Origin of the sequence: Nocardioides terrae, assembly GCF_900112345.1 — a bacterium.
In the GTDB taxonomy this organism is placed as follows: domain Bacteria; phylum Actinomycetota; class Actinomycetes; order Propionibacteriales; family Nocardioidaceae; genus Nocardioides; species Nocardioides terrae.
Window position 1 is genome coordinate 1 of sequence record NZ_FOLB01000004.1, and the last position, 18,899, is coordinate 18,899.

13 protein-coding genes and 1 pseudogene are annotated in these 18,899 nt (G+C 72.7%); 8 read left to right on the top strand and 6 right to left on the bottom strand.

The annotated features are described in order from the left end of the window. A pseudogene (locus BM236_RS18895) lies at window positions 1-211 on the top strand (sodium:solute symporter); the annotation flags it as partial. Between the two features lie 198 nt (window positions 212-409). On the opposite strand, the gene BM236_RS06405 reads toward BM236_RS18895, so the two are convergent. Together BM236_RS06405 and BM236_RS06410 are read right to left on the bottom strand one after the other, a co-directional pair. Beyond that, the gene (locus BM236_RS06405; RefSeq protein ID WP_091121588.1) at window positions 410-1,357 is read right to left on the bottom strand and encodes a GNAT family N-acetyltransferase; all 948 of its coding nucleotides are present in this window, start codon (window positions 1,355-1,357) and stop codon (window positions 410-412) included. 132 nt (window positions 1,358-1,489) lie between these two features. Next, window positions 1,490-2,077, bottom strand: coding sequence for a YceI family protein (locus BM236_RS06410; RefSeq protein WP_091121589.1), 588 nt, complete (start codon window positions 2,075-2,077; stop codon window positions 1,490-1,492). Window positions 2,078-2,294: 217 nt separating this feature from the next. Here BM236_RS06410 and BM236_RS06415 point away from each other — a divergent pair, with 217 nt between their 5' ends. The 5 genes from BM236_RS06415 to BM236_RS06435 all read left to right on the top strand — a co-directional run bounded on the left by BM236_RS06415 (window position 2,295) and on the right by BM236_RS06435 (window position 9,041). Then, window positions 2,295-2,555 carry a hypothetical protein gene (locus BM236_RS06415; protein ID WP_091122227.1) on the top strand — a complete coding sequence of 87 codons (261 nt, stop codon included), beginning with the start codon at window positions 2,295-2,297 and terminating at the stop codon, window positions 2,553-2,555. A gap of 28 nt (window positions 2,556-2,583) precedes the next feature. Continuing rightward, window positions 2,584-4,419, top strand: a complete 1,836-nt coding sequence (glmS, locus tag BM236_RS06420; RefSeq protein ID WP_091121591.1) for a glutamine--fructose-6-phosphate transaminase (isomerizing) — start codon at window positions 2,584-2,586, stop codon at window positions 4,417-4,419. A gap of 123 nt (window positions 4,420-4,542) precedes the next feature. After that, window positions 4,543-6,330 (top strand): DEAD/DEAH box helicase, encoded by a 1,788-nt coding sequence (locus tag BM236_RS06425; RefSeq protein ID WP_091121594.1) that lies wholly within the window; start codon window positions 4,543-4,545, stop codon window positions 6,328-6,330. Window positions 6,331-6,424: 94 nt separating this feature from the next. Then, window positions 6,425-7,435: an SGNH/GDSL hydrolase family protein gene (locus BM236_RS06430; RefSeq protein WP_091121597.1), complete on the top strand. Its 1,011-nt coding sequence runs from the start codon at window positions 6,425-6,427 to the stop codon at window positions 7,433-7,435. A gap of 148 nt (window positions 7,436-7,583) precedes the next feature. Next, window positions 7,584-9,041, top strand: a complete 1,458-nt coding sequence (locus BM236_RS06435; protein ID WP_091121599.1) for an NAD-dependent succinate-semialdehyde dehydrogenase — start codon at window positions 7,584-7,586, stop codon at window positions 9,039-9,041. Window positions 9,042-9,074: 33 nt separating this feature from the next. Here BM236_RS06435 and BM236_RS06440 read toward each other — a convergent pair whose 3' ends face one another. Both BM236_RS06440 and BM236_RS06445 read right to left on the bottom strand, forming a co-directional pair. After that, entirely contained in the window at window positions 9,075-10,076 is a 1,002-nt protein-coding gene (locus BM236_RS06440) for a helix-turn-helix domain-containing protein (protein ID WP_091121602.1), read from the bottom strand. Window positions 10,077-10,132: 56 nt separating this feature from the next. Then, a complete protein-coding gene (locus tag BM236_RS06445) occupies window positions 10,133-10,804 on the bottom strand; it encodes a pirin family protein (protein ID WP_175507577.1) in 672 nt (223 codons plus the stop codon). A gap of 16 nt (window positions 10,805-10,820) precedes the next feature. On the opposite strand from BM236_RS06445, the gene BM236_RS06450 reads away from it, so the two are divergent. Continuing rightward, window positions 10,821-12,161, top strand: coding sequence for a GH1 family beta-glucosidase (locus BM236_RS06450; protein WP_091121606.1), 1,341 nt, complete (start codon window positions 10,821-10,823; stop codon window positions 12,159-12,161). A gap of 5 nt (window positions 12,162-12,166) precedes the next feature. Here BM236_RS06450 and BM236_RS06455 read toward each other — a convergent pair whose 3' ends face one another. Both BM236_RS06455 and BM236_RS06460 read right to left on the bottom strand, forming a co-directional pair. After that, on the bottom strand, window positions 12,167-14,200 hold the full coding sequence (locus BM236_RS06455) for an NADPH-dependent 2,4-dienoyl-CoA reductase (protein WP_091121608.1): 2,034 nt from the start codon (window positions 14,198-14,200) through the stop codon (window positions 12,167-12,169). Window positions 14,201-14,244: 44 nt separating this feature from the next. After that, the gene (locus BM236_RS06460) at window positions 14,245-17,598 is read right to left on the bottom strand and encodes an ATP-binding protein (RefSeq protein ID WP_175507578.1); all 3,354 of its coding nucleotides are present in this window, start codon (window positions 17,596-17,598) and stop codon (window positions 14,245-14,247) included. A 120-nt stretch (window positions 17,599-17,718) separates the two neighbouring features. Here BM236_RS06460 and BM236_RS06465 point away from each other — a divergent pair, with 120 nt between their 5' ends. Continuing rightward, entirely contained in the window at window positions 17,719-18,888 is a 1,170-nt protein-coding gene (locus BM236_RS06465) for a CaiB/BaiF CoA transferase family protein (RefSeq protein ID WP_091121613.1), read from the top strand. The last annotated feature ends 11 nt before the right edge of the window (window positions 18,889-18,899 follow it).

Here is an 18,899-nt window from a genome sequence, read left to right on the forward strand (position 1 = left end):
GCTCGCGACGTTCTGGGGCACCGACACCAAGGTCTACGTCGCCCTGATGGCGCTGCTGATCAACCTCGTCATCGCGATCGCCGGCACGCTGATCCTGCGGGCGCTCAAGGTCCCCGACGGTGTCGACTCGACGGCGCCGGCGGACTACAGCGTCGACGTGGGCGACACGGGCGTGGAGCCCGAGCTCTCCCCGGGCACCCCCGCCCACTGAGAGGTACTCGCTGGTCGAGTAGCCGTGAGCCTTCGCTGGTCGGGTAGCCGTGAGCCTTCGCTGGTCGGGTAGCCGTGAGCCTTCGCTGGTCGGGTAGCCGTGAGCCTTCGCTGGTCGAGTAGCCGCCGAGCGCCAGCGAGGCGGCGTATCGAGACCATCCCCGGGTAGTCTCGACAGGCCCTCGCCCAGCAGCTCGGGCTACTCGACCGGCGACAGGTGCGGGGAGGTCGGCGCTGCGCGGTTGACCCACTCCTGGATCACCTGCATGCCGACCCGCTCGTAGAGCGAGAGCGCGCCGGTCCGGGAGTCGGTGGACAGCCGTGACCGGACCGCGCCGTGGGCGCGGGCGCACGCGAACGACTCGGCCAGCAGGGCCTGCCCGAGCCCGAGCCCGCGCCGGTCGCGGCGGACCGCGACCTTCTCGATGAACCCCTCGGCGCCGTCGGGGTCGTCGACGCCGTAGAGCAGGATGATCACCACCCCGACGATCGCGCCGTCCGGGTCGGTGGCCACGCGCAGGTTCCAGGGCTCGAAGCCGGGCCGGCCGAGGACGTGGTGCAGCCACTTGTCGAACTGCTGTCGCGGGCGCTCCGACCACTCCAGGAACGCCGACTCCACGACGTCCCACGCCTGCTCGTAGTCGGCGCCGGTCGCCTCGCGGATCGTGTGGCCCTCGGGCAGCGGTCGCTCCGGCACCGTGCGCCCCTCCGGCAGCTCGAGCACCCAGGACGTCCAGCGCGCCTCCCAGCTCAGCGCTTCGAGCAGCCGGTCGCCGGGTGACCCGACCGGGTTGGGCATGCCGACGCGATCGGCGCCGAGCTCGCCCGCACGCGCGACGACCCAGCGCGCGAGGGCGGTGCCGATGCCGAGCCCGTGGTGGTCGGGATGCACCGCCGCGTCAGCGCGGTCGCCGCCGTACGCCTCGGCGTAGCCGACCAGGTCGCCGTCGGGGGAGAGGACGCCGACGCTGTGCGTGGCGAGGTCGTACGACGGCTCCGACCAGTCGGCGACCAGGTCGGCCGCCTCGACGCCGACCTCACCGGTCGCGAGCAGCTCCTCCGCGCCCATGACGTCGGCGATCCGCTCGGCGTCGGCCAGCGCGAGCGGCCGCCGGGTGTAGCCCTCGGGAAGGGTGGGTTGCTCCATGCCGGAAGCCCATCACGCCCCACTTGGGGATGACTTGACGTGCCGAGTCGGCAGAGGGCTCTCGCCCTGGAACGGCGAGTCGGCAGAAGTTCGCGAGGGTGACGCGAGCTTCTGCCGACTCAGCGGTTGGGGTCAGGCGGTCTTGATCGCCGAGACGTCGAACTCGAGCTTGATCTTGTCGGAGACGAGGACGCCACCGGTCTCGAGGGCGGCGTTCCAGTTGATGCCCCAGTCCTTGCGGTTGACGGTGGCGGTGCCCTCGAAGCCGGCGCGGGTGTTGCCGAACGGGTCCTGGGCCGAGCCGGTGGACTCGAAGACGACGGTGATCGGCTTGCTGACGCCCTTGATGGTCAGGTCGCCGGTGACGGCCCACTCGTCGCCGTCGCGCTCGACACCGGTCGACACGAAGGTGATGTCGGGGTAGGTCTCGTTCTCGAAGAAGTCGCCGGAGCGCAGGTGCGCGTCACGGTCGGCGTTGCCGGTGTCGATGCTCTCGCCCTTGATCGTGAGGGTGACGGTGGAGCTGGCGGGGTTCGCGGTGTCGATGTGGGCGGTGCCCTCGAACTGGGTGAACTGACCGCGGACGGTCGTCACCATGGCGTGCCGAGCGCTGAAGCCGATCCGCGTGTGCGACGGGTCGATGGCCCAGTCGCCGCTGAGGTCCTCGATGACACTGGTCGGCGCGTCGAAGTCGTCCGTGTTCTTGCTGAAGATGCCCATGGTGCTGCTCCTGTGGCGTAGATGATCAAACGTTCAACCACTCTCAATGCTGTGCAGGCCGATTTGATTCCCGATCCGAGGAGAACGTCGGGTGAACGGGCCTCGGGGCGGCCATTAGGACTCATCGAGGCGTCGGCAGACTGCCGTCCATCGCATCTCTGCCCGATTCCGGGCAGGAACTTGCAAAAGTGCCCGGCTTCCCGTCAGGGTGGGTGTCGTGTCTGAGCAGTCGCTCGTCGACCACGTCGTCGCCACCACGGGTCTCACCCCCGCCGAGGCGGCCCGGCTGATCGACGACGTCGTCGCCTACCACGCGGAGCCCGTCGAGGAGTTCGTCCGGCGCAGGCACGCGCAGCTGAGGACGGCCGGGTCGAAGAACGACGAGATCTTCGCCCGGATCGCCGAGGAGCTGGCCGGCCGTGTCGTGGCCGCACCGCGCCTCAGCGAACGTCAGCTGCGGCGGATGATCTACGGCTGACCGCCGGGACCGAGAAGAGGAGAACGGCATGTGCGGGATCGTGGGATACGTCGGAAGCCAGCAGGCGGCGCCGCTGCTGCTGGAGGGTCTCGCGCGGCTCGAGCACCGCGGCTACGACTCGGCCGGTGTCGGCGTCGTCGGCCCGAGCGGCCTTCGGGTCGCCAAGCGCGCCGGACGCGTCCGTGACCTGAGCGAGGGCCTGCCGAAGCGGTTCGCCGGGAAGCTCGGCATCGGCCACACGCGCTGGGCGACGCACGGCCCGGCCAACGACGTCAACGCCCACCCGCACACCGAGGCGGGCGGGCTGGCCGGCAGCGTGGCGGTCGTCCACAACGGCATCGTCGACAACGCCGCGGCGCTCCGCCAGCGGCTGACCGACGCTGGTGTGGAGCTGGTCAGCGACACCGACACCGAGGTCTTCGCGCACCTGATCGCGCGCAGCACCGCCGACACCCTCGAGGGCAAGGTCGTCGAGGCCGTGGGGTCGGTCGAGGGGACCTACGGCCTCGCCGTCGTGCACGCCGACTTCCCCGACCGCATCGTGGTGGCCCGCAACGGCAGCCCGCTCATCGTCGGCGTGGGGGAGAAGGAGATGTTCGTGGCCTCCGACCTGGCCGCGATCGTCCGGCACACCACCACCGTCGCCCACCTCGAGGACGGCGAGCTGGCCACCGTCACCGCGGGCGGGTTCACCACCTTCCGGCAGGACCTGAGCCGCTCGGCGACCACGGCCACGAAGGTCGACGTCGACCCGTCGGCGTACGAGCACGGGCTGGAGGACGGCGAGTCGCGCATGTACGCCGAGATGCTCGAGCAGCCCGCCGCCGTCGAGCGTGCCCTGCGCGGCCGGCTCGACGACCGGTTCGGCACCGCCCACCTCGGCGGACTCAATCTCGACGCCCGCGAGCTGCGGGCGATCCGCCGGGTCAAGATGCTCGGCTGCGGGTCGGCCTACTACGTCGGCCAGATGGGCGCCGCGCTCGTCGAGGAGCTGGCCCGCATCCCCGCCGACGCCGAGGCGGCCTCGGAGTTCCGCTACCGCGACCCGGTCATCGAGCCCGACACACTCTACGTCGCGGTGTCGCAGTCCGGCGAGACGATCGACACCCTGCTGGCCGTGGAGGAGATCCGGCGCAAGGGCGGCCGGGTCATCGGCCTGGTCAACGTGGTGGGTTCGGCGATCGCCCGCGCCTGCGACGGCGGCATCTACCTCCACGCCGGCCCCGAGATCGCCGTCGCGTCCACCAAGGCGCTGACCAACATGTACGTCGCCTTCGCACTGCTGGCCCTGCAGCTGGGCCGCGTCCGCGACCTGTCCATCGCCGACGGCAAGCGGCTGGTCAACGCGCTGCAGGAGCTGCCCGCCAAGCTGGAGCAGGTGCTCAAGCTCGAGGACGAGATCGCCGAGATCGCGGCCGACCTCGCGCAGTGCGACTCGATGTTCTTCGTCGGCCGCGTCCGCGGCTACCCGGTCGCCCGCGAGGGCGCCCAGAAGCTGAAGGAGATCTCCTACCGGCACGCGGAGGCCTACCAGACCTCCGAGCTCAAGCACGGCCCGCTCGCGTTGATCTCGCCCGAGGTGCCGACCGTCGCGATCGTTCCCGACGACGAGCTCACCGAGCGCAACGTGGCGGCGCTGCACGAGATCGCCGCCCGCGGCGGGCCGCTCGTGGTCGTCACCCACGACGGGGTCGACCTCGGAGCGCTGGACGTGCGGCGGATCGACGTACCCCGGCTGGAGCGGGAGCTGGACCCCATCCTGCTCACCATCCCGCTGCAGCTGCTGGCCTTCCACGCCGCCGAGTCGCTCGGGCTCGACATCGACAAGCCGCGCAACCTCGCCAAGTCGGTCACGGTCGAGTGACCGGCGAGTGACCGGCGAGTGACGGGGGAGTGACCGGCGACTGAGCCGGGGTCGCCCGGAGGTGACCCAGCGCACCGCGCCGGGGAATCCCCGTGCTATACGCCGACGCACTACCGTTGTCGGGTGAGCGACGAGACTTCCCCCGAACCGACCGGCCCCACCTTCGACGAGCTGGGCCTGTCCGCCGGGGTCCTCGAGGCCATCAAGGAGCTCGGCTACGAGACCCCGTCGGCCATCCAGGCCGCCACCATCCCGACGCTGCTGGAGGGCCGCGACGTCGTCGGCCTGGCGCAGACCGGCACCGGCAAGACGGCCGCCTTCGCGCTGCCGATCCTGTCCAACATCGACCCCTACGAGACCAAGCGGCCGCAGGCGCTGGTCCTCGCCCCGACCCGCGAGCTCGCCATCCAGGTCTGCGAGGCGTTCGAGCGCTACGCCAGCAACCTGCCCGGCATCCGCTTCCTCCCGATCTACGGCGGCTCGGCCTACGGCCCGCAGCTGACCGCGCTCAAGCGCGGCGTGCACGTCGTCGTCGGCACCCCCGGCCGGATCATGGACCACCTCGACAAGGGCACCCTCGACCTCTCCGAGCTGCGCTTCCTCGTCCTCGACGAGGCCGACGAGATGCTCTCGATGGGCTTCGCGGAGGACATCGAGACGATCCTCGCCTCGACCCCGGAGGAGAAGCAGGTCGCGCTGTTCTCGGCCACCATGCCGCGCCAGATCAAGGCGCTCACGGGTCAGTACCTGCGCAACCCCAAGGAGGTGCAGGTCAAGTCCAAGACCGCCACCGCCGCCAACATCACCCAGCGCTACCTGATGGTCTCCTACCCGCAGAAGCTGGACGCGCTCACCCGCATCCTCGAGGTCGAGAACTTCGAGGCGATGATCGTCTTCGCGCGCACGAAGTCCGAGACCGACACGCTCGCCGAGAAGCTGCGCGCGCGCGGCTACGCCGCCGCCGCGATCAACGGCGACATCGCGCAGAACCAGCGCGAGAAGACCGTCAACCAGCTCAAGGACGGCTCCCTCGACATCCTGGTCGCGACCGACGTCGCCGCTCGCGGTCTCGACGTCGAGCGCATCTCCCACGTCGTCAACTACGACCTGCCGACCGACGTCGAGTCCTACGTCCACCGGATCGGCCGCACCGGCCGCGCCGGCCGCAGCGGCGACTCGATCTCCTTCGTCACCCCGCGCGAGCGCTGGCTGCTCAAGGCGATCGAGAAGCACACCAGGTCGACCCCGGCCGAGATGCAGCTCCCGAGCGTCGACGAGGTCAACGCGACCCGCCTCAACCGCTTCGACGAGGGGATCACCGCCGCGCTGGCCGAGAAGGACCGGATCTCCTTCTTCCGCGACGTCGTCGCGCACTACGTCACCGAGTTCGACGTCCCCGAGCTCGAGGTGGCTGCCGCGCTCGCCGCGCTGCTGCACGGCGACGAGCCGCTGCTGCTCGAGGAGCGGCCCGAGCCCGCACGCCGCCAGCGCACCGACCGCCCTGAGCGGGGTGACCGCGGCGACCGGCCGCGGGAGTCGGGTCGCTCCCGGATCTCCGACCAGCCCCTGGCGACGTACCGCATCAACGTCGGCAAGCGGCACCGGGTCGAGCCGCGCCAGATCGTCGGCGCGATCGCCAACGAGGGCGGCCTGCGCCGCGCCGACTTCGGCAACATCTCCATCCGGCCGGACTTCTCCCTCGTGGAGCTGCCCGCCGAGCTCGCGCCCGAGACCTGGGCCGCCCTGGAGCACACCCGGATCAGCGGCAAGCTCATCGAGCTCCAGGCCGACCGGGGCGCGTCGGGCGCCCGCTCCGGCGGCCCGCGTGGCCGGCGCGACGAGGGTCGGGACGACCGCCGCGAGAACCGCGACGACGCCCCCAAGAAGGAGCGCAAGCCCCGCCACAAGTGACGGATCGGCGTCGCTGCTGGTCAAGCCGAGGTTTCGGGTGTAGTCGTGTGACAGTGGATCGCATGGGGCGGTCCCGCACCTCTCGGGAGACCTCATGCCTCGTCGGCATCGCTCGGTCCTGTCCACCCTCGCCGCGGTGCTCGCCGCCGCGCTGACCGCCACCGTCGCATCGATGGCGCCCGTGCAGGCGGCGGCGCCGTCGTACGTGGCGCTCGGTGACTCCTACAGCTCCGGGGTGGGCACCCGGTCCTACATCGACGACGGATCCACCTGCCAGCGCTCGACCTACGCCTATCCGAGCCTGGTCGCGGCGGCCAAGGGCTATCGCCTGAACTTCCGCGCCTGCTCCGGAGCGACCACCGCTGACGTCACGAGCACCCAGCTGAGCGCGCTGTCCAGCACGACCGGCTATGTCACGATCTCGGTCGGCGGCAATGACGCCGGCTTCGCCGACGTGATCACCGAGTGCGCGCTGCCCGCCTGGGCCAGCGACTGCGCGGGCGCGGTGAGCGCGGCCCAGTCCTTCATCCGCACCGCGCTGCCGGGCCGGCTCTCGACGCTCTACGCGAGCATCCGATCCAGGGCGCCGAAGGCGAAGGTGGTCGTCGTCGGCTACCCGAAGATCTTCATGGGCGAGGACTGCAACGCGGCGACCTGGTTCTCCCCCGCGGACGAGACGATCCTCAACGACACCGCCACGCTGCTCGACAGCGTCACCGCGAGCGCGGCCGCCGCGAGGGGCTTCTCCTTCGTCAACCCGATCAGCCGCTTCACCGGGCATGCCGTCTGCGACGCCACGGAGTGGATCAACGGCTTCTCCAGCCCGATCAGCGAGAGCTACCACCCCAACCGGTCGGGCCAGTCGAGCGGCTACACGCCGCTCGTCAGCACGCCTCTGACGGGCGCCGCGCTGACCGTCACCGCCGCGACGCGACAGAAGGCGGCCGCGACAGCTCCGGCGCTCGCCGAGCAGCAGCGCGCGTACGCCGACCAGGACTCGACCATCCAGCCCGAGGTCGTCCGGGCGCCGGACCGGGCGCAGCTGCGCCGGATCGCGAAGCGCAAGGGCATCGACTTCGGCAAGTGGGCGGCCCGGCGCGGATAGCCGGGTCAAATGCAGCGCGCCCCTCTCTGCATGGGGTCAGCGAGGGGCGCGGTCGAATGCGGAGTGCTCCCTCCTCAAGTCGACCGACCCAGCATAACGCCAGGACCGGTGTGTCGAAACACTCCGCCGAGGTGGCACGCTGGACCTCATGAGCGGACTTGACCTCCTCGGCCCGGAGCAGCGCGGGCTCTTCATCGGCGGCAGCTGGCGCGACGCGGAGGGCGGCGAGACGTTCGCCGTCTACGACCCCGCCGACGGCTCCGTGCTGGCCCGGGTCGCCGACGGCGGCGTCAACGACGCCATGGACGCGCTGGACGCCGCGGCCGCCGCGCAGTCGGACTGGGCGCACACGGCACCCCGGGACCGCGGCGAGATCTTGCGCCGTGCCTTCGAGCTGGTCAACGAGCGCGCCGACGACCTGGCTGAGCTGATGAGCCTCGAGATGGGCAAGACCGTCGCCGAGGCGAAGGGCGAGGTGACCTACGGCAACGAGTTCTTCCGCTGGTTCTCCGAGGAGGCCGTGCGCATCCACGGCCGCTGGATGCAGAACCCCGCCGGCACCTCGCGGCTGCTGACCATCAAGAAGCCGGTCGGCCCGTGCCTCTTCGTCACGCCGTGGAACTTCCCGCTCGCGATGGGCACCCGCAAGATCGGTCCGGCGATCGCCGCCGGCTGCACGATGGTCGTCAAGCCGGCCGAGCTGACGCCGCTCACGATGCTCGCCCTCGCCGCGATCCTCGCCGAGGCGGGGCTGCCGGACGGCGTGCTCAACGTGGTGCCGACCAGCAACTCCGGCGCCATGTCGAAGGCGCTGATGGCGGACGACCGGCTGCGCAAGGTCTCCTTCACCGGCTCCACGCCGGTGGGCCGGCTGCTGGTCAAGCAGTCGGCCGACCAGCTGCTGCGGATCAGCATGGAGCTCGGCGGCAACGCCCCCTTCCTGGTCTTCGAGGACGCCGACGTCGACGCGGCGGTCGAGGGCGCGATGATCGCCAAGATGCGCAACATGGGCGAGGCCTGCACCGCCGCCAACCGCTTCCTCGTGCACGCCGACGTGGCCGAGGAGTTCGCCGAGAAGCTGGCCACCCGCATGGGCAAGCTCGTCGTCGGCCGCGGGCAGGACAGCGGCGTCGACGTCGGCCCGCTCATCGAGGAGAAGGCCGTCGAGTCGGTGCACCAGCTCGTCACCGACGCCGTCCACGACGGCGCTCGGGTCCTGACCGGCGGCGCGGCGCCGGACAGCCCCGGGTTCTTCTACAGCCCGACGGTTCTGCTCGACGTGAACCCCGAGTCGGAGATCAACACGCAGGAGATCTTCGGGCCGGTCGCGCCGATCCTCACCTTCACGACGGAGGAGGAGGCGATCGAGCGCGCCAACGCCACCGAGTACGGGCTGGCCTCCTACGTCTACACGCGCGACCTGGCCCGCACCATCCGGCTGGCCGAGTCGCTCGACTACGGCATGGTCGGGGTCAACACCGGCCTGATCTCCAACGCCGCCGCCCCGTTCGGCGGGATGAAGGCGTCCGGCTTCGGCCGGGAGGGCGGGTTCGAGGGCATCGAGGAGTACCTCGAGACGACGTACGTCGCGCTGCCCGCCGGGTGAGCCGCGGCGCTGCCGGCGACGCCGCTGCGGATCTCAGGCGGTGGCCGGGACGTGCGCGGCGTCGTCGAGCAGCGGCACGAGCTCCTCGCGCGAGCTGATCGCGAGCTTGCGGTAGACCCGCGAGAGGTGCCACTCGACGCCCTTGATCGTCACCGTGAGCTGCTCGGCGATCTGCCGGTTGGTGAGCCCGCGCGCGGCCAGCTGTGCGACCCGGCGCTCGCCACCGGTCAGCTGGGCGATCGCCTCCTCGTGCAGCGGCCGGGCCCGCTCGCCGGCGCGCCCGAGGAGGCGCGAGATCCGGCCGTGCAGCGGCCACAGGGCCTCGCCGATGGCGTAGTCCTCGGCCGCTCGGAGCAGGCCGACGGTGCGCCCGTGCTCGCTCCCGGGGAGGAGCAGCAGCATCCCGGCCAGGTCGGTGTCGACCTGCGCGGCGAGGCGCCGGTCGTCGGCGGCCCGGGCGAGGCCGCGCGAGCGGTCGAGCGAGGTCAGTGCGTCGGCGGTGGGGTCGACGCTCGCGACTGTCCGCAGGGCGACGGCGAGGTGCCACGGGTCGGCCATCTCCTCGGCGAGCGCGAGCAGGCCGCGGGCGAGCTCGGTCGCCTCGGGGCGCTGGCCGAGCCGCACCATGGCCAGCGCCGCGCCCGACCGCCAGGGCACGAGGGCGGAGCCGTCGGCGTCGGAGAGCCGACCCGCCCGGCGGAAGTGCATCAGCGCGCGCTCGTGGTCGCCGGCTGCGGCGGCGAGCTCGGCGTGCGCGAGCCGGGCCAGGACGCCCGGCGTCCCGCTCTCGACCAGCGACGGCTCGAGCACGGTGCCGGCGACCGCCGCCCCCGACAGGTCGCCCGACGCGAGCCGACAGGTCAGCAGCAGCGCGGCGTGCGCGGCCCGGTCCTCGGGGGTGCGGACACGGCGGAGGGCGGCCGCGAGCTCGCTCGCGGCGCGACGGATGGAGCCGGTCCGAACCAGCTGCCAGCTCTCGACGAGCGGCCCCGAGCGCGCTGAATCCGGCCACGGCCGAGGAAGGGTCGGGGCCATGGGTGGAGACAGTAAAGGTGCGGCGGGCCCTCGGTGACGGCTTTGCCCGAATTGCCTCAGGTGGTCTGGTCCTCCGCTGCAAGCGCCCAGACGAGCAGCACGGAGTCGACCGCCGCGGTGGCGACGAGCGGGCCCGGCTCCTCGGTGGCGAGCAGCGCGTCGCCGGCCGCGAGCGGCTCGGCCAGCGAGTTCCGGAGCAGCGCACCCGAGGCGACGTAGACGTGCAGGCGGTCGACGACCGGCAGGGCCACCGACCCGCCCGCCGCGAGGTGCGACACCCACAGCGTCGAGCCGTTGACCTCGAGCGCCTCGACGAGCTCCCCGCGAGAGACCGCGTGGACGCCGTACGACGGCTGGCCGGTGTCCTCCGACCGCAGCCACACCTGCACGAACCTGGTCTGCGGCGCGGCGGCGACCTCGCTGTGCTCCACCCCCGAGCCCGCGTGGAGGTGCCCGACCTCGCCGGCCACGAGTGTGTGGGCGGCACCGGCGGAGTCGGTGTGGGTCAGCGCGCCCGAGACGACCCAGGTCACGATCTCGAGCCCGGCGTGCCGGTGGGTGTCGAAGCCTCGGCCGTCGCCGAGCAGGTGCTCGTCGTGGCAGATCATCGGGCCGAACGCGACGTGCGCGGGATCGTAGACCGCTCCGAAGGAGAACGCGTGGCGGGTCGCGCGACCTACCTCACGCTCGGTGAAACGGGCGGTTCCCCTGCGGATCTCGACGGACACAGGGACAATTGTCCCCGTGTCCGTTCCGCAGCTTCCGGAGGGCTTCGTCTTCGGAACGAGCACCTCCGCCTACCAGGTCGAGGGTGCCGCGAGCGAGGACGGCCGCAGCCCCAGCATCTGGGACACCTTCGCCGCCCGCCCCGGCGTGGTCGTCGACGGGTCGGACGGGTCCGTCGCGACCGACCACTACCACCGGCTCGACGAGGACATCGCGCTGCTGCGCCGCCTCGGCGTGCGTGGCCACCGGTTCTCGATCTCGTGGTCGCGCGTGCTGCCGGACGGTCGCGGCACGCCCAACGAGGCGGGGCTGGACTTCTACGACCGGATGATCGACGGCCTGCTCGAGGCCGGCATCGAGCCGATGGCGACGCTCTACCACTTCGACCTGCCGCAGTACCTCGAGGACGACGGCGGCTGGCTCAACCCGGCCACGGTCGACGCCTTCGCGGAGTACGCCGCCGTGGTCGGTCGCCGCTTCGCCGACCGGGTCGCGCACTGGGTGCCGATCAGCGAGCCGGCCGTGGCGGCGATGATGGGCTACGGCACGGGCGAGCACGCACCGGGGCGCACCCTCATCTTCGACTCGCTCTGGGCCGCCCACCACCTGCTCCTCGCCCATGGCCGCGCCGCCATCGAGCTGCGCTCGGCCGGCGCCACGAGCGTCGGCTGCGCCAACAACCACGCGCCGATGTGGCCGGCGAGCGACGACGAGGCCGACCTCGGTGCCACCAAGCTCTTCGACACGCTGTGGAACGGGCTCTTCCTGGAGCCGATGCTGCTCGGCCGCTACCCGGCCGACCTGGCGCCGCTCCTGGAGGACATCGTCCGGCCGGGCGACCTCGCCACGATCCGTCAGCCGCTCGACTTCTACGGCGTCAACTACTACAGCCCGATCCGGGTCGCCGCCGCCGAGGAGGGTGCCGAGACCCCTTTCCGGTTCGTGCCGCTGCTCGGCCACGAGCAGACCGCGTCGGGCTGGTCGGTCGTGCCGCACGCGCTGCGCGAGTGGCTGATCCTCACCCGCGCCCGCTTCCGGGCCGGCCTGCCGCCGTTCGTCATCACCGAGTCGGGCGCGTCCTTCGAGGAGCGACCCGGCCCCGACGGCGTGGTCGACGACTCCGCGCGGATCGACTACCTCCGCAGCCACCTCGAGGCCGTCTCGGCCGCCATCGCCCGGGGGGTCGACGTCCGCGGCTACTACGTCTGGTCGCTGCTCGACAGCTTCGAGTGGGCGCACGGCTACACGACTCCCTACGGCCTGGTGCACGTCGACCGCAGCACCCTCGAGCGGACGCCGAAGCGGTCCTTCGAGTGGTACCAAGGGCTCATCGCCGCCCAGGCCGCCGCCCCGAGCTGACCCGCTCAGAGCGCGGCAGCGACCCTCGTCCCCTGGCCGATCGCCCGCTTGGCGTCCAGCTCGGCGGCGACGTCGGCGCCGCCGATGAGGCTCGCCTCCGCGCCCACCGCGGTGAGCTCGTCGTAGAGGTCGCGCACCGACTCCTGGCCGGCGCAGAGCACGATCGTGTCGACCTCGAGCGTCCGCGCCTCGCCGTCGACGGTGTAGCGGAGCACCGGCGCGTCGGCCGCCCCGCCGACGCCGTCGTACGACGCCCCGTTGACGAGCCGCACGCCCGACTGCTTCAGCACGGCCCGGTGCGCCCAGCCGGACGTCCTGCCCAGGTCGATGCCGATCGGCGTGGTCTTGCGCTGCAGCAGGGTGACCTCGCGGGCGGGCGTGCGCGGCTTCGGCTCGGTCAGCCCGCCGCGGTCGAAGGCCGGGTCGCCCACGCCCCAGTGGGCCAGCCACTCCTCGGGGGTCTCCTCGGTATGGGTGAGCGCGACCGACACGTCGACGCCGATGCCGCCGGCGCCGATCACCGCGACCCGCCGGCCGGGCACGACGCGGCCGGAGAGCACGTCCGCGTAGGTGACGACGGCGGGGTGCTCGAAGCCGTCAGGGATGCGCGGCGTCACGCCGGTCGCCACGACCACGTCGTCGAAGCGCTGCAGCTCCTGGGCGCTCGGGGCGGTGCCGAGCCGGACGTCGACGCCGAGCACCTCGAGGCGCCGGCCGAAGTAGCGCAGCGTCTCCTTGAAGTCCTCCTTGCCGGGCACCGCCATGGCGAGCCGGAACTGGCCGCCGATCTCGGTGCGGCGCTCGAAGAGCGTCACGGCGAGACCGCGCTCGGCGGCCGCGACCGCAGCCGAGAGGCCGGCCGGTCCGGCGCCGACGACCGCGACGGTGCGCTGCGTGCGGGTCGGCGAGAGGACCAGCGTGGTCTCGTGGCACGCACGCGGGTTGACCAGGCAGGACGCCTTCTGGTTGGAGAAGGCGTGGTCGAGGCACGCCTGGTTGCAGGCGATGCAGGTGTTGATCTCGTCGGCGCGACCCGCGGCGGCTTTGCTGACGAAGGCCGGGTCGGCGAGCAGCGGGCGCGCCATCGACACGAGGTCCGCCTGGCCGGAGGCGATGATCGACTCGGCCATCTCCGGTGAGTTGATCCGGTTCGACGCACAGACCGGGATCGACACCTCGGCGCGCAGCCGGGCGGTGTGGTCGACCCAGATGCCGCGCGGGACCTGGGTGATGATCGTGGGGACGCGCGCCTCGTGCCAGCCGATGCCGGTGTTGAGGACCGTCACGCCCGCCTCCTCGAGGGCCCGCGCAAGGTCGACCGTCTCGTCCCAGGTCTGGCCGCCCTCGACCAGGTCGAGCAGCGAGATCCGGTAGACGATCGGGAAGCCGTCGCCGACCAGGTCGCGGGAGCGCCGGACGATCTCGAGGGGGAACCGCATGCGGTTGTACGCCGACCCGCCCCACCGGTCGGTGCGGTCGTTGGTCCGCTCGGCGATGAACTGGTTGATCAGGTAGCCCTCGGAGCCCATGATCTCGACGGCGTCGTACCCGGCCTTCTTCGCCAGTGCGACGGACCTCGCGAAGTCGGAGGCGGTCCGGTCGACGCCCTTGGTGGACAGCGCCGAGGGGCGGAAGGGCGTGATCGGGCTCTTCTGCGCGCTGGCGGAGACCGAGAACGGGGTGTAGCCGTAGCGCCCCGCGTGCAGCACCTGCAGCGCGATCGCGCCGCCCTCGGTGTGCACGGCGTCGGTGACCTCGCGGTGCCGCATCGCCTGCAGCCGCGACGTCATCTGCGAGGCGAAGGGCTTGAGCCAGCCGCGCCGGTTGGGTGCGTAGCCCCCGGTGATGATCAGGCCGGCGCCGCCTCGCGCACGTTCGGCGAAGTAGGCGGCGAGCTTCGGCAGGTCGAGGCGACGGTCCTCCAGGCCGGTGTGCATGGAGCCCATCACCACCCGGTTGCGCAGCGTGACGGCATCCTCCCCCGACCCCAGCGTGAGCGGGGCGAGCAGGTGCGGGAAGGGACTGGTCTCCTCGGCCATGGGCCCGAGGTTACCCACAGGTAACCGGTCTGTCTCGTTCGCGGTCAGAAGCCGAAGAGGTGCCGCTGGTCGTCCAGCAGCTTGAGCAGCACGGGGATGTGCCACTCCCGGCTCAGTCGGTCGGCCTCGCGGGCGTGGGCGGTGGCGGCCACCAGGTCCCCGGCGGCGAAGGCGGCAAGGGCGAGGTAGCGGTCCACCGGCCCGGTGGTGTTGCCCGAGCCGGCGCAGGAGTTGAGGCCGGCGTAGGGAAGCAGCCGGTCGTACATGGCGGACCCGAGGTGGGCGTCGCCGAGGTAGGCGGCCGCCTCGGCGGCGTGGCTCCAGTTGAGCAGCGAGAACCAGTCGTCGGCGTCGAGCGCGAAGGGATGGCGCTCGCGGTAGGCCCGGGCCTCGTCGACCTCGCCGGCCCGGCAGAGCAGCGCCGCCACGCTGGACTCCACGGGGAGCGCGCTCGGCAGCTCCATCACCGTGCGGGCGGCGGCGTCGTAGTCGCCCGACCACACCAGGATCGAGATCCCGCACCCGACGACGAGGGCGTTCGACCCCGGCAGGGAGACCCGGGAGCCGAGCTCGGCGATCAGGTCGGCGACCTTCCGCGCCTGCTCGATGTGGCCGCCGAGCCCGAGCCAGGGGATGCCCAGCGACTCCACGACCATCCGCGGGTAGTGCAGCCGCAGCTCGTCGGCCGGCCCGCGGGCGACGGCGCGAGCGGCGTCGGACTCGGCCCGCCGGCCGAGCTCGTTGAGCGCGATCGCGCGCTGGGCCGACGCCGAGACGAGCGCTATCCGGTTGCCGGTGCGGTCGGCGAGGTCTGCGGCCTCGGTGGCAAGGGCCAGCCGGTCAGCCATGGTGCTGGGCTTCCACAGCGCAGGGGTGGCGACGAGCAGCGTGTGCAGCAGCAGCTCGTCGTCCCCGACCCGGCGGGCCATCGCGAGCGCCTCGTCGACCAGGGCCCGCCGCTCGTCGTACGGCGCCTCCTCGTAGAGCTCCATGGCGAGCGCGACCAGCACCCGGCAGCGCAGCTCGGAGTCGTCGCTCGGCAACAGGTCGAGGCTCTCCCGCAGTGCCTCGATGACCGGTCGCGTGTAGTCGCCGTGCGACTCCGGCTCCCACAGCGCCCCCTCGGTGAGGCTCGCGGCGGCGCGGGCAAGCCGGACCGGGTCGCGGAGCCTGCGGGCCACGTCGACCGCCTTGAGGACGGTGGCCGCCAGGTCGTCCCAGCGCACCAGCCAGCGGTAGGCGTCGGCCAGCTGCATCAGCGTGTCGTAGCGCTCCTCCTCGGTGGCCGGCGGATTTGTGCCCATCAGGCCGAGCGCAGACTCCAGCAGCACGGCCCGGTCCTCGCGTGCCTGCCGGCGGCGCGCGACGACGGCGGCGTCCAGACAGGCCTGCCGGGCCTTGGCGGCGTACGCCGGCCCGGCGGCGAGCCAGTGCATCGCCCGCTCCGTGTCCCGGTCGGTCACCTCGTCCATCGCCGCCGCGATCCGCGCGTGCTCGCGCGCCCGGCGCGACGCCGGCAGGCCGGCGTAGAGCACCTCGCGGACCAGCGCGTGCCCGAAGCCGAACCGGTCCACGCCCTCCTCCGTGACCAGCCCCGCCGCCTGGGCCGGGTCGATGAGGTCGAGCAGGTCGTCCTCGTCGAGCCCCGTCGCCCGAGCAAGGGTGGCGGTGTCGAATCTCTGCCCGATCACGGCGCCGGTGCGCAGCGCGCGCACGGTCTGCTCGGGCAGCCGGGCCAGCCGGCGGGCGACGACCTCCTGCACCGCCGTCGGTGGGCTCTCCTCGAGCAGTCGCTCGATGTCGCCGTGCGAGCCCGCCAGACGGGCGTACTCGACCAGGAAGAACGGGTTGCCCGAGGTGCGCGACCTGATCGCCTCGGCCTGGCTCTGCGAGGGAGGCGGGCCGCCGACCTCGGCGAACACCTCCGCCGACTCCTCGGCCGACAGCCCGCCCAGCTCGAGGCGCGTCGCGTGCCTGCGGGCGAGGGTCTCGGCCAGGTCGGCCAGCATCGGGCTGCTGTCGGGGCGCCACGTCGAGAGGAGCAGCAGCCGCTCGGCCTCGGCCGTCTCGACCAGCAGCCGGAGCACGCGCAGGCTCGAGGAGTCGGCCCAGTGCAGGTCGTCGAGCCAGAGCACCGTCGGCCGGGCGGTCGCCGCCCGGCGTACGGACCGGGTGATCTGCTCCCAGACCCGGAACTGGCTGCCGTCGTCGTCACGCTCGTCCGGCGGCTCGGGCAGCGGCTCCCCGAGGCTCTCCAGGACCGTGGACCAGGGCCAGAGCGGTGGTGCACCGTCGTCCTGCGACCCGCGTCCGGTGAGCACCCGGGCACCGAGCGCACGGGCCCGCTCGACGATCTCCCCGGCGAGCCGGGTCTTCCCGATGCCGGCGTCGCCGGTCAGCACCGCGAAGGTCGGCACCCCCGACGCCGCGCGCGACAGCGCACCGGTGAGCATCTCCAGCTCACGGCCGCGCCCGACGAGGCGCCACGGCGCGAGGCTCTCGGGAGCTCGGGGAGCGTCCTGCGCTGGTCGAGGAGCGTGCGCAGCAGGCGTCTCGAGACCACCCGCCCCTCCCGCACGAGCCGCCGGAACGCCGTCCACCACCGGCGGTGGCCTCCACAGCAGCGCCTCGTCCTGCCGCAACAGGGCCGTCTGCAGGTCGCGGAGCTCGCGCGAGGGCTCGAGTCCGAGCTCGTCGTCGAGGAGTGTGCGGACCTGCGTGATCGTGTCGAGCGCCTCCGCCTGGCGGCCGCAGCGGAAGAGCGCGACGGCGCGCATCGCCCAGAGCCGCTCGCGCAGCGGGTAGGTCGCGGTGAGCGCCTCGAGCTCGCCGGTGAGCGTCGCGTGCCGCCCGAGGGCCAGCGACACCGAGGCGCGGCGCTCGAGCGCGACCAGCCGGAGCTCCTCGAGCCGGGTCCGCTCGGCGGCCGCCGCCGGCGCGTCCGCCAGGTCGGCGTACGGCGTGCCCCGCCACAGCGCGAGCGCGCCGTCGAGGCGCGCCAGCGCACCCTCGAGGTCGACACCAGCCAGCGCGGGCACGTCCTGCAGTCGCCGGTCCTCCTCGGTGACGATCCGCTCGAATCGGCCGGCATCGAGCGTGTCTGCCGCCACGTGCAGCGAGTAGCCCGGCGCGACGGTGACCAGTACGGACGCCGGGGTGCGGCGTTCCCGGTCCGGCTCGAGAGCCCGGCGCAGCCCGGAGACGTAGGCCTGCAGCGTCGCGATGACGCCGGGCGGCGGGTCCTCGCCCCACAGCACGTCGATGATGGCGTCGACGGAGACCGGGCGGCCGCGCTCGAGGGCAAGCACGGCGAGCACCGCGCGCTGCTTGGGGGTACCCAGGTCGAGGAGCCGGTCGCCGAGTCGAGCCTCCACGGGGCCGAGTACGTCGACCTCCATGCGCAGCATCGTAGGGATCACCGCGACCGGCGGCACCCGGCAGCGCGGGGCGTCCGCGACATCCTCGGATCCCGACCGTCCCCGCGGCCCCCGCAGGTGTCGCTCTGCCATGATCGCGGGGTGCAGCAGCTGGGACAGGGCACCGGTCCGCTTCGTGGCGTCAGGGTCGTCGAGATCGCCGGGATCGGACCCGGTCCGCACGGCTGCCAGATCCTCGCCGACCTCGGCGCCGACGTCATCCGCGTCGAGCGGCCCGGCGGCGGGCGCCTCGGCGGCGGTCCGCACGACCTGACCAACCGCGGCCGCCCGAGCGTGGCCCTCGACCTCAAGCGACCCGAGGCGGTCCAGACCGTGCTCCGCCTCGCCGAGAGCGCCGACGTCCTCGTCGAGGGGATGCGGCCCGGTGTTGCGGAGCGGCTCGGGCTCGGCCCCGACGACTGCCGGGCCCGCAACCCGCGGCTCGTCTACGCCCGGATGACCGGGTGGGGCCAGGACGGCCCGCTGGCCGGAGCGGCCGGACACGACATCACCTACATCGCCACCGCGGGGGCGCTCTTCGGTCTCGGTCAGGACGCCGACCGGCCCCACTTCCCGATGAACCTCCTCGGCGACTTCGGTGGCGGGTCGACGTACCTCGTCATCGGCATCCTCGCCGCCCTGCTCGAGGCACGGACCAGCGGCGAGGGGCAGGTCGTCGACGCGGCGATCGTCGACGGCACCGCCCACCTGCAGACGATGTTCTACGGCCAGCTCGCGGGGGGCACGCACCACGCGGACCGGCGGATGAGCGGGGTGCTCGACGGCGGCCTGCCGTTCTACGACGTCTACGCCACCTCCGACCGGCGGCACGTCGCGGTCGGCCCGCTGGAGCGCCAGTTCTACGCCGAGCTGTGCGAGCGGCTGCGGCCGTTCCTCGGCGATCGCGAGATGCCGGGCCAGTTCGACATGACCCGCTTCGGCGAGATGCGCGAGACGCTCGCGGCCACCTTCGCGACCCGGACGATGGCCGAGTGGGCGGAGACGTTCGAAGGGACCGACTCCTGCGTCGCGCCCGTCCTCACGCTCATCGAGGCGGCCGAGCATCCCCACCTCGCGGCCCGCGGGACCCTGGTCGAGCACGAGGGTCTGCTGCAGCCCGCCCCCGCCCCCCGCTTCAGCCGTACCCCGCCCACGCTGGGCGCCCCGCCGGCCGCGGCGGCCGGCGCCCACACCCGCGAGGCGCTCGCCGCGTGGGGCATCGACGACGTGGACGCCCTCATCGACGACGGCATCGCCGTCGAGGCGAACTAACTGAGACAGGG